The following is a 14,714-nucleotide window of genomic DNA, read 5'->3' as shown; positions in this document are numbered from 1 at the left end:
CGACCCGCCTCCCCGCCGGGGAGGCGGCCGTCCCGATGATCATCGAACTCACAGCACGTACGGGAAACGCCGGTTCGCGGATCGGACAAGGGGGGTTGTCCGATCCGCGAGGCCGTCCCGCGGAAGGCCAGGCATGAGCACACCGCCGAAATTCATCAGCGGGCCGAGCAGGTATCTTGACGACCGCCTGGGGGTGGCCGGGTTCTTCAAGCGCAACCTGCGCAAGATCTTCCCGGACCACTGGACGTTCCTGCTGGGCGAGATCGCGCTCTACTCGTTCATCATCCTGCTGCTCACCGGGACGTTCCTCACCTTCTGGTTCGAGCCCGGCATGGGGCACGTGGTCTACGACGGCTCGTACGCCCCGCTGCAAGGCGTGGAGATGTCCGACGCCTACGCCTCCGCGCTGCGGATCAGCTTCGACGTGCGCGGCGGCCTGCTGATCCGGCAGATCCACCACTGGGCCGCGCTGCTGTTCACCGCCGGCCTGGTCGTGCACATGCTGCGGATCTTCTTCACCGGCGCCTACCGCAAGCCGCGCGAGATCAACTGGCTGATCGGCATCGCGCTGTTCGCGCTGTCGTTGTTCGAGGGGCTCACCGGCTACTCGCTGCCCGACGACCTGCTGTCGGGAGCGGGCCTGCGCATCACCCAGGGCGTGCTGCTGTCGATCCCGCTGATCGGCACGTACCTGTCGTTCTTCCTCTTCGGCGGCGAATATCCCGGCGAGGACGTCATCCCGCGCTTCTTCACGCTGCACATCCTGCTGATCCCGGGGATCCTGCTGGCGCTGATCACCGCTCACCTCGTGCTGATGTGGGTGCAGAAGCACACGCAGATGCCGGGCAAGGGACGCACGGAGAAGAACGTGGTGGGCGCCCCGCTGCTGCCGGCCTTCATGGCCAAGTCGGGGGCGTACCTGCTGTTCACGACCGCCGTCACGGCCGGGCTCGCGACCTTCACCCAGATCAACCCGATCTGGCTGTTCGGCCCCTACACGCCGGCCGACATCTCGGCCGGCTCCCAGCCTGACTGGTACATGGGCTTCCTGGAAGGCTCGCTGCGGCTCATGCCGTCCTGGGAGATCAACCTCTTCGGCACCGCCCACGCCGGCACGGTGCCACTGAGCGTGCTCATCCCGGCGCTGCTGCCGCTGGGGCTGATCATCACCGGGCTGGTGCTCTTCCCGTTCCTGGAACAGTGGGTCACCGGCGACCGGCGCGAGCACCACATCGTCGACCGGCCGCGCAACAACCCGCACCGCACCGCGATCGGCGTCACCGCCGTCACCTTCTACGGCCTGCTCTGGCTGATGGGCGCCAACGACGTGATCGCGTCCAACTTCCACATCAGCCTCAACTGGACGACGTACATCGGGCGGGTGCTGATCTTCCTCGGCCCGGCCCTCGCCTACCTGATCACCTACCGGATGTGCCTGGGCCTGCAGCGTTCCGACGCCGCCACGATCGGCCACGGCGTCGAGTCGGGCGTCATCAAGCGCCTGCCGCACGGCGAGTTCGTCGAGATCCACGCGGCGCCCGCGGGCGACATCGAGGCCCTGGTGGAGGGCAAGAAGCCGGTCCCGATGCTCCCCGGCAGCACCGAGGACGGCGCCGGCGTGCTGCCGGAGGCCGCCAGGGGCCCGCTCGGCCGGCTCCGGCTCAAGATGAGCCGCGCCTACGGCGGTGAGAAGATCCCGCTGGACGGGCAGCACGACGGCGAGCACGCCAGGTCGGGCCCGCCCGCCAAGACGTCACACGACTGACGGCGGCGCCTCCCCGTCACGCCGGGCAGGGAGGATAGAGCGGCCTGGTGCCGGTGGGGTGAGCAGACGCGTCGGTGAAGCGGCAGCCGTAGGCGGGGTCGGCCACCGTGGCCGGGCTGGTCACGTCGTCGCCTGCGGGACGCAGGCCGGTGCGCTGCCAGCGGACGAGATCGTCCCAGGCCGCGCCGGCCTCGGCGGCGCTGAACTCGCAGTGCCCCGCCGCGCGGATCGCCCGCTGCACCAGCAGCCGGGACCGGCCGTGCGCGGCCACGTCGGCCCGGTAGTACCGCTCCATCGAGAACGGCACGAAGTTGTCGCCCAGCCCGTGCAGCGACAGCACGGGCACGTCGATCCGGCCCGAGACGGCCGGCACCGCGGTCAGCCGCCGCGTGTGCCGCGCCGCCGGGTCCGCCGGGTCCACCCGCTGGACGGTCGCGTTGACGTCCACGGGCGTGGCGGGCCGGTAGACGGTGCCGCGGTTGGTCGCCACCCTGCCCGGCTCCTCTGCCAGCGGTCCGCCCCCGTCAGGGCCGGCCAGCCCGAACAGGAAGTCCTGCCAGTACGCGAACGCCGCCGCGGCCCCGGGACGCTCCCCGCCGCCCAGCTCGACGACGATCGAGCGGAACTGCCGGCCGGGATCACCGGCCGGATCGGCCCCGCCGGTGAGCCCCAGCCGCTCCTTGATCCGGGGCACGACGGAGGTCGCATAGTCGTCCGGGATCGGATAGGCGGGCACGTCGGCCAGGTCCTGCGCGACGAGGTGGAAGTCGAGGAAGAAGTCGAACAGCTCGTGGTCGCCGAGCACCCCGCACATGGGCAACGCGGCGGCGTACCGGCCGGGGTACTCCTCGATGGAGCGGGCGGTGACGTGACCGCCCATGGACACGCCCATGATGTACGTCCGGCGCGGCCGGCCCACCGTCCGCGCGAAGCGCTCGGTGAGCGCACGGGTGCTGAGCACGCCCGCGCGCACGTCATAACCGTTGGCGTAGTAGGAGGAGGCGGCCCAGGCGTAGCCCTGGTCGAGCAGCCGCTGCCGCAGCCCGTACGCCGGTTCGTCCACGGTGAGCACCCGCGTGTCGCCGCGGTAGCCGTGCGCCCACATCACCAGATCGCCGTTCCAGCGCGGCGGCACCTCGGCGGTGAAGGCGGCGTGCTCGTGCACGCCCTGGTGCACCCGGCTGGGCCGGCCGTGCACGAGGGCCGGGGCCAGCGGCGGGTTGTCGATGGTGTACCCCGGTAACGGCCGGTCGCCGGGGGTCGCCGACGCGGCCGGCGGGGGCAGGAACACGCACATCGCGGCGGCCAGTACGACCGCGAGGGGGGAACGCATCGCCCGTCACCCTTCTGCTCGCCAGGGGGCCCGTTACGTGGCCGGCTCCGGTGCCCGTTCGTCGCGCCGCCGCCGGATCCGCTTCAACCTGCGCTGCACCCGCCACGCCGCCCACATCACCCGTTTGACGGCACGCCGTTTCGTCCTCAGGTCCGCAGGTGAGTGCTGCAGAACCTTGATCGCCAGGTTGAGGTCTGTGAGGGCCCGCTGGACCTCTAGATCGTCTGCCACCACCTCACGTTACGCCGCCCCCGTGGACACGTCACCGCCCATGTCCGGCGCCGGCTGTTCCCGGTCGTCCGGAGGAGAGCCGGGGTCGCGCCGGTCGGCCAGGTCCCTGACGTCGCCGGTGCCGCTGGTGGCCGCCAGTGCGGTGGCGAACAGGATGAGCTGGCTGAGCACCTTGAGGAAGAGCAGCATCGCCACCGCTCCGGCGACGACCTGGTAGGCCGGGTTGGAGGCGGTGATGTTGAGCAGGGCCTGGCCGACGGTCTTGAGGATCTCCAGGCCGATCGTGATGACGAGCGCCGGCCCGATCACCCGGCGCGGCGGCAGGTGCAGCCGCGGGGGCGCGGTCAGCAACGCCATGGCCAGCAGCATGTTGACGCCGATGCCGAGCACGAACGCCGCCACCGACAGCACCCCGCGGGCGGGCGTGGCCTGCACGCCGACGGTGTTGACCACGAGCCAGGTCAGCACCCATTCGGCGGCGAAGGCGATGGTGAGCGACAGGGACAGCAGCACCCCGAGCCCCGCCACCACGCCCAGGTCGATGACCTGGCGCAGGAGGAACTTGCCCGGATATTCCTCCAGTTGCCAGATGGCCCTGGTCGCCGAGCGCAGCGTGTCCATCCAGAACAGCCCCGTCAGCGGCAGCACCACGCAGGCCACCAGCCCGGCCGTCCCGCCGGCGTCACGCAGCGCCCGCACGTCGAGGCGCGGGAAGGTGTCGCTCAGGTAGCGCTGCACCTGGGCCAGCGCCGGGGGATAGTCCAGGAAATGGCTGAGGATGGCGAAGCCCAGCAGCGCCAGGGCGAACGTGGCGAAGAACGAGTAATAGGCGAGGGCGGCGGACAGCCGACCGGCGTCGGTCTTGTCGTAGCGGATGACGGCGCGCACCGTGTGGTCCAGCCAGCCGTGCCGGCTCCTCGCTCGTCTCCAGCCCGCCGCCATCCGGCCGGCCCAGCGCCGGGCGGCGTTCATGGCCGGCGCCGGTACGCCGGCGGGACGAGGGCGTGGCCGCCCGCCGTGGTCGTGTCAGCGAAAATGGCTCACCGCGCCGGTCGTGAGAAAGCTGGTCGGGGGAGTGCATATTACCCCTTAGCCGTCGCTTTCATCGCCCATTACCGCGCTGTGACAGCGCTGTGACAGGAGGGGCCACGGGGGTTACAAGGGCGACACTCGCGGATAGGTAAGCACACACGGCGCGTTCACCGAGGCCCATCGGTGGTCGTGACGGGCATAGGTCAGCATGTCTATACAAAGAGATGACATTGAGGTACAACCAGGGCTAGCTCGTTGGTCTTGGAGGTGTCCTGTGAGACGTACCCCGATCGTGCTGGCCCTGCTGGGCGCGCTGGCCCTGACCGGCTGCTCATCCTCGGGAGGTCAGAGCGGGCAGAACGCCCCTCCCGCGACCTCCGCCGCCGCCCCCGCCGCGGGAGGCGGCGGCGACTTCGCCGTCATCACCCACGGAGCCCCAGGCGACTCCTTCTGGGACGTGGTCAAGAACGGCGCCGAGGCGGCCGGCAAACAGTACGGCGTGACCGTGACCTACCAGGGCGACGGCGACCCGGCCAAGCAGTCCCAGCTCATCGACCAGGCCGTCTCCGAGAAGGTGGACGGCATCGTGGTCTCCCTGGCCAACCCCGACGCGCTCAAGGAGGCCATCGGCAAGGCCGTCGCCGCCAAGATCCCGGTCGTCACCGTCAACTCCGGCGCCGACTCCTCCAAGGCGCTGGGCGCGATCACCCACGTCGGCCAGTCGGAGGACGTGGCCGGGCGCGGCGCCGGCGAGCAGCTCAAGACGGCCGGCGTCACCAAACTGCTGTGCGTCATCCACGAGGCCGGCAACGTCGGGCTCGACCAGCGCTGCAAGGGCGCCGAGGAGATCTTGGGCGGCACGGTCGAGCGGCTGCAGGTGGACGTGAGCAACCTGGCCGACGTCACCTCGAAGGTCACCGCCAAACTCCAGTCCGACCAGGCGGTCAACGGCGTGCTGGCGCTCAATCCGGCCGTCGCGGTGGCCGCCAGGGACGCGATCAAGGACGCCGGCTCGCAGGCGAAGCTGGCCACCTTCGACCTGTCGGCCGACGTGGTCACCGCGATCAACGACGGGGAGATCCTCTTCGCCGTGGACCAGCAGCAGTACCTCCAGGGCTACCTGCCGATCACCTTCCTCAACCTCTACAAGGCCAACCTCAACACCGTCGGCGGCGGCCTGCCCGTCAACACCGGACCCGGCTTCGTGACCAAGGACAACGCCGCGCAGGTGGCCAAGCTGGCCGAGGCGGGCACACGATGACGATGACGGCGGATGAGCGGGTCGCCGACGTCGGGATGGCCCGGCGCCTGCTCATCAGGCCGGAGCTCGGCGCGGTCGTCGGGCTCGTGGTGGTGTTCGTCTTCTTCGCCGCGCAGTCGCCGGTCTTCCGCTCGCCGGCCGGCATCGCCAACTGGCTCGACCCGGCCGCCACTCTCGGCATCATGGCGGTCGCGGTGGCGCTGCTGATGATCGGCGGGGAGTTCGACTTGTCGGCGGGCGTGCTCACCGGGACCAGCGGGCTGATCCTGGTGACGCTGGCCACCCGGTTCGCGTTGAACGTCTGGCTGGCCATGCTCGCCGGGCTCGTGGTCGCGCTGGCCGTCGGGCTCGCCAACGGGCTGATCGTGACCAGGACGCGGCTGCCCAGCTTCATCGTGACGCTGGGCACGTTCCTCATGCTGCAGGGCGTCAACCTCGGCGTCACCAAGGCCATCACCGGGACCGTGCAGGTCAGCGGCCTGCGCGGGGCCGAGGGGTTCGAGGGCGCGAGCGCCGTGCTGGCCGGGACGATCGAGATCGGCGGCACCTCGTTCCGGATCGCCATCCTGTGGTGGATCCTGGTGACGGCCGTGGCCACGTGGGTGCTCATGCGGTCACGGGTGGGCAACTGGATCTTCGCGGTGGGCGGCAACGAGCAGGCCGCGCGGGCGGTGGGCGTGCCCGCGGCCCGGACGAAGATCGCCCTGTTCATGACCACGGCGTTCGCCGCCTGGCTGGTCGGCTCGATCCTCGCGCTGCGGTACACGTCCGTGCAGGCCAACATCGGCATCGGGCAGGAGTTCATCTACATCATCGCCGCCGTGATCGGCGGCTGCCTGCTCACCGGCGGGTACGGCTCCGCCATCGGGGCCGCCATCGGCGCGGTCATCTTCGGCATGGCCGACAAGGGCATCGTCTTCCTGGGCTGGGACGCCGACTGGTTCAAGTTCTTCCTCGGCGCGATGCTGCTGCTGGCCACGCTGGCCAACCGCCTGGTCAGGCGCTACGCCGAGGAGGTGAAGCATTGATCCTGGAGACCAGGGGCATCGGCAAGACGTTCGGCTCGGTGCTGGCCCTGCGGGACGTGTCGATGAGCGTCGCGGCCGGGCAGGTCACCTGCGTGCTCGGCGACAACGGCGCGGGCAAGTCCACACTGATCAAGATCCTGTCGGGGGTGCACCAGCACGACACCGGCAGCTACCTGGTGGACGGGCGGGAGGTGCGCCTGTCGAGCCCCCGCGACGCGCTCGACCGCGGCATCGCCACCGTCTACCAGGACCTGGCGATGATCCCGCTCATGTCCGTCTGGCGAAACTTCTTCCTCGGCTCCGAGCCGCGCAAGGGCCTGGCCTTCGACGTGGCCAAGGCCAGGCGGGTGGCCAGGGAGGAGCTGCGCGCCATGGGCATCGACATCCGCGACGTGGACCAGCCGGTCGGCACGCTGTCGGGCGGCGAGCGCCAGTCGGTGGCCATCGCCAGGGCCGTGCACTTCGGCGCCCGCGTCCTCATCCTCGACGAGCCCACGTCGGCGCTCGGCGTCAAACAGGCGGGCGTGGTCCTGCGTTACATCGCCCGCGCCCGCGACCGAGGGCTCGGCGTGGTCTTCATCACGCACAACCCCCACCACGCCTATCCGGTGGGTGACCGGTTCCTGCTGCTCAACCGGGGCACGAGCGTGGGCGAGTACGCCAAGGCCGACATCACCACGCAGGAGCTGACCGCGCTCATGGCGGGCGGGGCGGAGCTGGAGGAACTGGCCCACGAGCTCGAACGCGAGTGAAATTGGCCGACATTTGACGTGTTCGGGCGATCCTCAGGACGACCGCCAAGGCAGGAACACCTCAGGCAGGTGTGCGCCGAGTCGATCGGGGGATCGCCATGACCACCGTGGCCGGGCGGGCGGCGAGACGGCTCGCCCCCTTGGGACCGTTATTACCCCACGCCCATCACCGGCCCGGGGCGGACCCGGGCCGGTCGGGGCGGCCCCGCGCGACCTTGGCGGGGCCTTGGCGGGGCCTTGGTGGGGCCTGACCGCCGCGCGGGCGAGCAGGGCGGGCCGCACAGGGCGGGAGATCGGGCCGGGCGCTCCGCACAGGTGCGCCGCTGCGGGCCCGCCGTAGGGTGCGGCCCAGATTCCGCCCCCTCCGAGGAGCAGCCATGACCGCCATCGACTCCGGCACGATGCCCATCGGCCAGGCGTTCGACCGCATGCCGTTCACCCGCCGGCACGTGCTCATCGCGCTCGCGCTGTTCATCGCGTTCGTCATCGAGTCGTGGGAGCAGCTCGCCCTCGTCTACGTCTCCGGCGACCTCGGCGCCGAGCTGGGCATCGACGAGGCGGGCGTCGGCGTGGTGCTGTCGGCGGTCGCGTTCGGCATGATCCCGGGCGTGCTGGTGTGGGGGCCGGTGGCCGACCGGCTCGGGCGCAGGCCCACGGCGTTCTGGTCGCTGCTGGCGTACGGGATCGTCGCGCTCGCCTCGGCGTTCGCCCCGAACGCGGCGGTGCTGGTGGGGCTGCGGGTGGCCTCGGGGCTGGCGCTGGCCGGCGTCTACACGATCACGTTCCCCTTCTTCCTCGAACTGCTGCCGACCAGGCACCGGGGGCGGGCCGCCGTCTACCTGTCGATCGGCTGGCCGATCGGCATGCTGGCCGCGATCGGGGCGTCGGTGACGCTGGGCGATCTGGGCTGGCACGTCGTGGTGATCGCCAGCGCGGCGGCGGGGCTGTGGGCGTTCGCGATCAGGGCGTGGGTGCCGGAGTCGCCGTACTGGCTGGCCGGGCAGGGCCGGCAGGAGGAGGCGCGAGCCGTGCTGCGCACGCTGGGCAGCCCCGACGCGGAGGCCACGTTCACGGTCGCGCGTGGACGCGCGGGCCGCCCGCTGGACCTGTTCAAGGGCGGGCTGGCCCGGATCACCGTCGTCATGCTGGCGCTGAACTTCGTCTTCAACTGGGGCTACTGGGGCCTGCAGACGTGGCTGCCGACGCTGCTGCAGGAGAAGGGGCTGACGCTGTCGGCCTCGCTCGGCTTCGCCGCGCTGAGCGCGCTGATGATGATCCCCGGGTACGTCAGCGCCTCCCTCCTGACCGGCCGGTTCGGCCGCAAGAAGGTCTTCCTCGTGTACGTGGTGGCGGCGGCGCTGGGCGGGCTCTGGTTCGCCACCGCCGAGTCCATGACGGGGCTGTACCTGGGCAACTTCGTCCTGTCGTTCTTCAGCCTGGGCGCGTGGGGCGTCTGGAACACCTGGAACGGCGAGTTCTACCCCACGGCGCTGCGCGGCACCGGCTACTCGTGGGCCACGGCCGCGCAGCTCGTGGCCACCACCGTCGCGCCTTCCGCGGTGGGCGCGCTGCTCGCGAACGCGACGGGCTTCACCGCTACCATGCTGATCATCAACGCGTTCATGGTGGTCACGGCGCTGCTGGCGGTGCCGCTGCCGGAGACGGAAGGGCGCGAGCTGGAGTGATCCTCGGCGTCGCCCTCGGGGAGTCGCCGCCGCCGATGGTGGCGGTCAGTGACGGCACGCCCTTCTGGCCGGTGCCCCGCAGCCTGGCCCGTACGGCCGAACGGGCCTTCGTGGCGGTGGACCTGACCGAGGCGCCCCTGGCGGCGGTCGCGGCCGTCCGGGTCGGCGGGCCGTGCCCCGAGGCGCTGCGCCCGGCCGTCGGCTCAGGGGCCGCCACCATCGTGCGCGGAGGCCACAGCGTGACGGGCCGGCCGCTGGCGCCGCTGGACACCGAGGCGGTGCGCCGGTTCGCGGGCACATGCGGGCTGATGGACTTCGCGGTGACGGCGACGGGGTCGCCGATGCTGACCGATCACGAGCTGGCGGTGGCGGCGATCATCGCGGCCGAGGTGCCGGGGGCGCGGATCACGCTGTCGTACGAGTTCGGTCATCCGGGGCTGCGCGAGCGGGAGGCGGAGGCGATCCGCAACGCGGCGCTCGGGCCGGCGGCGGGGCGGATCGCCGACGAGGTGGCCGGGGAGTTGCCCGGGGTGCCGGCGTACTTCGCCAGGTCGGACAGCGGGGTGGTGTCGGCGCACTACTTCCGGCGGTATCCGCTGGCCTGCGACCTGGGCGCGACGACGAGCCTGGCCCGCGGGCGCACGGCCCTCGAACAGTTGCGCTCAGGGGGCTGGGAGGTGCCGGACGGGGTGGTGCCGGACGGGGTGGCGGCCGCGTACGGCGCGGCGCTCGGGCGGCCGCGGGCCTACGTCGAGCGGATCGTGCAGGCACGCGGCCGGGCCGAGCTGGACCGGGCGCTCCAGGACGCCAGGGACGAGGCCCTGACCAGGGCGGTCAGCGCCGGGGCGGCGCCGGGCGCGGCGACGATCACGGAGACCACGGTGAACCCGCTGTCGTACCTGCCGGACGGGCTCTACCGGGTGCGCGTGACGGCGGACGGGCGGCCATGGGCCGGCTGATCGACCCCGGCGGGCTCGACCGGCTCTCGGTGGGGTCGCGGGTGTTCGCCACGGGGGCGGCGGAGTCGTCGTACAACCTGGCGCTCGACTGGGCGCGCTCGGTGCTCGGGCGGGGCGTCGAGCTGGTGCGGGCGGACGAGCTCGCGCCGGAGACGCTCTGTGTGGCGGTCAGCCTGATCGGTTCGACGACGGCGCTGGGCGAGCAGTTGCCCGCCGGCGACGAGCCCGAGCGGGCCGTCCGGGCCCTGGAGCGCCGGCTGGGCGCGCGGGTAGGGGCCGTCGTGGGGCTCAACCTGGCGGCGGAGAACGCCCTGCTCCCGCTCATCGCGGCGGCCGGGCTGGGGGTGCCGCTGGTGGACGGAGACGGCACCGGGCGGGTGTTCCCGCTGGTGGAGCAGACCACGTACACACTGGGCGGGATCAGCCCGGCGCCGCTGGCCCTGGCGGGCGGGTCAGGGGAGCTGGTGTTGCTGGAGACGGCGGCCGGCCGGGTGGAGGAACTGCTGCGTCCCGTGGTGCTGTCGGTCGGCGGCTGGGCGGTGGCGGCATGCTATCCGATGACGGCGGGCGAGCTGGCGCGGGTGCTGGTGCCGGAGACGGTGAGCCTGCTCATGCGCGCCGGCGAGCCGGGCGTGCCCCGCTCGGCCGCGGCGCCGTACGGAGTGCGCACGCTGTGCCGGGCCCGGATCCTGAGCGTCGAGGGCAGCACCGGCCACGGCGCCGAGCTCGCCCTGCCGTCGTTGCCGTCGCTGCCGTCCAGCATCGTGCTGCGCGAGTCGGAGGACCTGGAGCGGCTGGTACGGCTGGAGGCCCACAACGAGATCGTCCTGGCCCTGGCCGACGGGGCGGTGGTGGCGACGGTCCCGGACCAGATCTGCATGATCTCGACCGACGACGGCATGGTCGTGGACGTGGACAAGGCCGAACCGGGCCTGGAGGTGGACATCATGGTGGTCAGCGCGGCCCCGGTATGGCACACGAAGCGAGGCCTGGCCCTGGGCGGCCCCCGCGTCTTCGGACTTCCGCTGTGACCGGCGCACAGGGCGTCGGCGTGCGGGGGCGTACCGCGGACTCCGGTGGGGCAACGGCGGACGGGGGCGCGGGATGAGTGCGGTGCGGGCGTCCGGGTGGGAGGCGCCGGTCACGGTGGCCGAGCTGGTCGACGCGGGACCGCTGGCCGGCGCGCGCATGTACGGCGCGGGCGAGAACCCCGTGCGCGGCGTGCGGATCGTGGACGAGCTGGCGGTGTTCGCCACGGTCGCCCCGCACACGGCGGTGGTGCTGATCGGCACGGCGGCCAGCGGCGGCTGGGCGGTGGAGATGGCCATGCGCCGGGCCTGGGAGCAGGCGGCGGCGTGCGTGATCGCGCCGGCGGGCGGGCTGAGCGAGGGGTCGGGCGAGGTGCTGGCCGAGCGGCTCGGCGTGACGCTGATCTTCGTGGACGAGGACCCGCTGATCGTCGCCGTCCGGGTGGCCTCCGCCGCCTCCCGCCCCGACGCGGCCCGTACCCAGCTCGTCGCCCGCTGCGCCACCCGCCTGGCCGAAGCGGGCGCATCGGCTCGGCGGGTCCTCGGAGTGCTGAACGCCGAGCTGCCGGGCACGTCGGTGGCCTTCCTCGACCGCTACGGCCGGCCCCTGGCCGGCCGCCGCGACGCCGCCACCGGGCGGTGGTCGGCCGAGGTGACGGTCCCCGGCCGGGAGGGCGGGGCGCTGGGCACCCTGGTGGCCGGCGGCTCGTCGCGGTCCCCGGGCTGGCCGGCGGTCGTACGTACGGTATTGGGCCTGGCGGTGGCGTCGCTGACCGCCTGGGCGGCACAGGAGAGCCTGACCGCCGCCCGCGACTTCGCCCTCCAGACCGCCCTCGCCGAACGCCTGATCGCCACCGGACCAGGCGAGCCCGGCGAGGCCGGCAAGGCCGGCGGGGCCGGTGCAGCGGCCAGGGCTGACGAGGCCGATGGCGGGTCCGACGAGGCGAGAGTGGCGGCGACCGCGCTTGGCTGGCCGATCGGCGGCCCGATCACCGCCTACCAGCTCCGCCCGCTCACGCCGACGGCCGATGCACCGCTGGCGCAGGCGCTCGTGGCGGCCGCGCTCGGTCAGGTGCCGGTGCTGGTCAGGGGTGAGGGCTGGGCGGGATGGTCCGCGGACGGCCCGGAGAAGCTGGCGGAACGTCTCCGCCACTGCCTGCGTACGCTCCCATGGCCGTGCGCCGGCGGCGTCGGCGCGCAGGTCGAGGGCCTCCAAACCGTAGCGGAGTCGCTGCTGGGCGCGGAGGCGGCGGCGTACGTGGCAGGGGAGGGCACGGTGGTGCGGGCCGACCGGATGGGCCCGGCCGAGCTGCTCGGCGCCCTGCCCACCGGCGTGCTGCGGGCGCCTGCCGCCGTCGTGCTGCGCCCGCTGCTGGAGATCGACAGGGACGGCACGTTGCTGGTGACGCTGGCCGCCGTCCTGGACGAGGGCGGCGCGCTGAAGGCGGCCGAGCGGCTGGGCGTGCACCGCAACACGATCACCACCCGCCTCGACCGCATCAGAGCCGCGGGCTTCGACCTCGACGACGCCGCCACCCGGCTGGCACTCCAGCTCGCCTGCCATGTGATGCTGACCTGATCATGGCATGCTCGTAGAGGCCACCCCCGGAAGAGGAGACACCCGGTGCCCGCTCCCCGTACGGACGCCAAACTGCTGGCGGTCAGCGACCTGCATGTCGCCTATCCCGAGAACAGAGCCATCGTCGAAGGGCTGAAACCCCTGGCCCCCGGCGACTGGCTGCTGGTGGCGGGCGACATCGGCGAGCGGCTGACCGACATCACGTGGACGCTGCGCCTGCTCGCCGGGCGGTTCGAGCGCGTCGTGTGGGTGCCCGGCAACCACGAGCTGTGGGCCAGACCCGGCGAACCCGACGGCCTCCGCGGCGTGGCCCGTTACGAGCACCTGGTGAGCATCTGCCGCGAGCTGGGCGTCATCACCCCCGAGGACGACTATCCGCTGTGGGAGGGAGCGGGCGGCCCTGTGCGGATCGTGCCGCTCTTCCTCCTGTACGACTACACGTTCCTGCCGGAGGGCCACGACACCAAGGAGAGCGCGCTGGCCTACGCCCACAGCACCGGCGTGGTCTGCACCGACGAATACGTCCTGCACCCCGACCCGTACCCGACCCGCGACGCCTGGTGCCGCGCCCGGGTGGAGCTGACCGAGCGGCGGCTGGCCGAGCTGGACGACGACGTGCCGCTGGTGTTCGTCAACCACTATCCCCTCGTCCGTGAGCCGACCGACGTCCTGCGTTACCCCGAGTTCGCCCAGTGGTGCGGCACCACGGCCACCAGAGACTGGCACCGCCGCTACCCGACCGCCGCCATGATCTACGGCCATCTGCACATCCCACGCGTCACCTGGTACGACGGGGTCCGCTTCGAGGAGGTCTCGCTCGGCTACCCGCGCGAGTGGCAGCCGCGCCCCGGCGTCCGGCGCCTGCTGCGTGAGGTCCTGCCCGAGAGCTCTTGATCAAGGGGCGGTGAACACGGGGTTGCGCCGCAGCAGCGCCGCGCACCAGGGTAAGTGGCCGTCGTCGTCGCCCATGCCGAACAGGTCGTAGCTGATCAGGGCGTAGACCGCCTGGTAGACGGCGAGGGTCTCCGGAGGGTGGCCGAGCCGGTCGGCGAAGAGCCGGGTGAGCTCCGCGGCGTGCTCCTCGGCGTACGGGCCGTACATGTCCCAGAAGGCCGCAGTGATGGCCGCCTCGAACGCCGGATCGCCCGCGGTCGTACAGAAGCCGAAATCGAGCACGGCGACCGGCCGGCCGGTGGCGTCGACGTGGATGTTGGGCGGGACGAGGTCGCCGTGGATCGCGGTGACCGGTCCGGTGGGCAGCGACCGCAGCGCGTCCAGCGTGCGCTCGACCCCGGCGCCGAAGTCCGGCACCCGCGCGGCCAGCGCGGCGCCGTTCCTGGACACCGCCCGGCCGACCAGGGCCGCGAGCGCGTCCTGGAAGCGGTCGTGCCCCTGCCACAGCGGCCGGTCGTCGCCCTGGAACGTCAGCCGGCGCATCGCGTCCGTGCCCGGTACCGAGGCCAGCCCACGCAGCACGGTGAGCAGCACATCCGCGTGGTGCTCGGGCAGCTCCCGCCCGAACTCCTCCTCGGGGTGGTCGCCGTGCATGGGGACGCCGGGCAGTTCGCGCTCGTACGTGACCAGAACGCCCTCGTGCTCCAGCACCTCGAAGATCTCCGGGGTGGCGAACGGCAGCCGGTGCCGCGCGAGGTCCGCGTACACCCGGCGGGTGAGCTCGATCGGCGGCCGGCCGGTCCACACCTTGGCGACCCGGCCGTGGCCGAGCCGGTAGACGACACCCTCGGCGCCGGCTCCGACCCGGAGTGCTCCCGGGTGGCCCCGGCCGGCGAAGTATCCGGGCCACGGATCGTCGGCCCGTGCCTCCTGAGAGATCCCCATCCGCGCATCAAACCAGCGGCGGGACGGGACGGCCAGGCGTTTTCGCCAGCCGCGAGCCGACCGGCGGCGAGGGGCGTGACCCGGGTCCACTCCGTACGGCGGGATGATCGCATACGGCCTCCTTCTCGTGGCGCGGCAGGGCAGGATGCGCCCTCACCTGCACAGATCGCGTGGGGCCCGATCTGATTCAGGCCTTGAAGTAAGAAGTGGCTAACCTAACGT

General features: G+C 72.4%; 13 protein-coding genes. 9 read left to right on the top strand and 4 right to left on the bottom strand.

Going from position 1 to position 14,714, the window contains the following annotated elements; translation table 11 throughout:
- Positions 1 to 133: 133 nt before the first annotated feature.
- The gene (locus tag AB0C27_RS29470; protein WP_357850040.1) at positions 134 to 1,765 is read left to right on the top strand and encodes a ubiquinol-cytochrome c reductase cytochrome b subunit; all 1,632 of its coding nucleotides are present in this window, start codon (positions 134 to 136) and stop codon (positions 1,763 to 1,765) included.
- 16 nt (positions 1,766 to 1,781) lie between these two features.
- Here the strand turns inward: AB0C27_RS29470 and AB0C27_RS29465 are convergent, their stop codons facing one another.
- From AB0C27_RS29465 to AB0C27_RS29455, 3 genes are read right to left on the bottom strand one after another with little or no spacing between them, the layout of a single operon-like run.
- Positions 1,782 to 3,098 (bottom strand): hypothetical protein, encoded by a 1,317-nt coding sequence (locus tag AB0C27_RS29465; RefSeq protein WP_357850037.1) that lies wholly within the window; start codon positions 3,096 to 3,098, stop codon positions 1,782 to 1,784.
- 33 nt (positions 3,099 to 3,131) lie between these two features.
- Positions 3,132 to 3,329, bottom strand: coding sequence for a hypothetical protein (locus AB0C27_RS29460; protein ID WP_357850034.1), 198 nt, complete (start codon positions 3,327 to 3,329; stop codon positions 3,132 to 3,134).
- Positions 3,330 to 3,338: 9 nt separating this feature from the next.
- Positions 3,339 to 4,301, bottom strand: a complete 963-nt coding sequence (locus AB0C27_RS29455; RefSeq protein WP_357850031.1) for a YihY/virulence factor BrkB family protein — start codon at positions 4,299 to 4,301, stop codon at positions 3,339 to 3,341.
- A 334-nt stretch (positions 4,302 to 4,635) separates the two neighbouring features.
- Here AB0C27_RS29455 and AB0C27_RS29450 point away from each other — a divergent pair, with 334 nt between their 5' ends.
- The 8 genes from AB0C27_RS29450 to AB0C27_RS29415 all read left to right on the top strand — a co-directional run bounded on the left by AB0C27_RS29450 (position 4,636) and on the right by AB0C27_RS29415 (position 13,547).
- Positions 4,636 to 5,622 carry a sugar ABC transporter substrate-binding protein gene (locus AB0C27_RS29450; protein ID WP_357850028.1) on the top strand — a complete coding sequence of 329 codons (987 nt, stop codon included), beginning with the start codon at positions 4,636 to 4,638 and terminating at the stop codon, positions 5,620 to 5,622.
- Complete coding sequence (locus tag AB0C27_RS29445; RefSeq protein WP_357850025.1) at positions 5,619 to 6,650, top strand: ABC transporter permease; 1,032 nt, start codon at positions 5,619 to 5,621, stop codon at positions 6,648 to 6,650. Before AB0C27_RS29450 ends, AB0C27_RS29445 begins: the two co-directional genes overlap by 4 nt.
- Positions 6,647 to 7,402, top strand: a complete 756-nt coding sequence (locus tag AB0C27_RS29440; RefSeq protein ID WP_357850022.1) for an ATP-binding cassette domain-containing protein — start codon at positions 6,647 to 6,649, stop codon at positions 7,400 to 7,402. The genes AB0C27_RS29445 and AB0C27_RS29440 overlap by 4 nt, the downstream gene beginning before the upstream one ends.
- A 377-nt stretch (positions 7,403 to 7,779) precedes the next feature.
- Complete coding sequence (locus AB0C27_RS29435) at positions 7,780 to 9,087, top strand: MFS transporter (RefSeq protein ID WP_357850019.1); 1,308 nt, start codon at positions 7,780 to 7,782, stop codon at positions 9,085 to 9,087.
- Positions 9,084 to 10,046 (top strand): hypothetical protein, encoded by a 963-nt coding sequence (locus AB0C27_RS29430; protein WP_357850016.1) that lies wholly within the window; start codon positions 9,084 to 9,086, stop codon positions 10,044 to 10,046. The genes AB0C27_RS29435 and AB0C27_RS29430 overlap by 4 nt, the downstream gene beginning before the upstream one ends.
- Positions 10,034 to 11,077, top strand: a complete 1,044-nt coding sequence (locus AB0C27_RS29425; protein WP_357850013.1) for a DUF917 domain-containing protein — start codon at positions 10,034 to 10,036, stop codon at positions 11,075 to 11,077. Before AB0C27_RS29430 ends, AB0C27_RS29425 begins: the two co-directional genes overlap by 13 nt.
- A gap of 73 nt (positions 11,078 to 11,150) precedes the next feature.
- Positions 11,151 to 12,653 carry a helix-turn-helix domain-containing protein gene (locus AB0C27_RS29420; RefSeq protein ID WP_357850010.1) on the top strand — a complete coding sequence of 501 codons (1,503 nt, stop codon included), beginning with the start codon at positions 11,151 to 11,153 and terminating at the stop codon, positions 12,651 to 12,653.
- A 45-nt stretch (positions 12,654 to 12,698) separates the two neighbouring features.
- Positions 12,699 to 13,547, top strand: coding sequence for a metallophosphoesterase (locus tag AB0C27_RS29415; RefSeq protein WP_357850007.1), 849 nt, complete (start codon positions 12,699 to 12,701; stop codon positions 13,545 to 13,547).
- Here AB0C27_RS29415 and AB0C27_RS29410 read toward each other — a convergent pair whose 3' ends face one another.
- The gene (locus AB0C27_RS29410; RefSeq protein ID WP_357850004.1) at positions 13,548 to 14,492 is read right to left on the bottom strand and encodes an aminoglycoside phosphotransferase family protein; all 945 of its coding nucleotides are present in this window, start codon (positions 14,490 to 14,492) and stop codon (positions 13,548 to 13,550) included.
- Positions 14,493 to 14,714: the final 222 nt, after the last annotated feature.

The organism is Nonomuraea sp. NPDC048882 (assembly GCF_040649755.1).
In the GTDB taxonomy this organism is placed as follows: domain Bacteria; phylum Actinomycetota; class Actinomycetes; order Streptosporangiales; family Streptosporangiaceae; genus Nonomuraea; species Nonomuraea maheshkhaliensis.
Note: the sequence above shows the minus strand (reverse complement) of the source record. Positions and strands in the feature narration are given on the sequence as shown.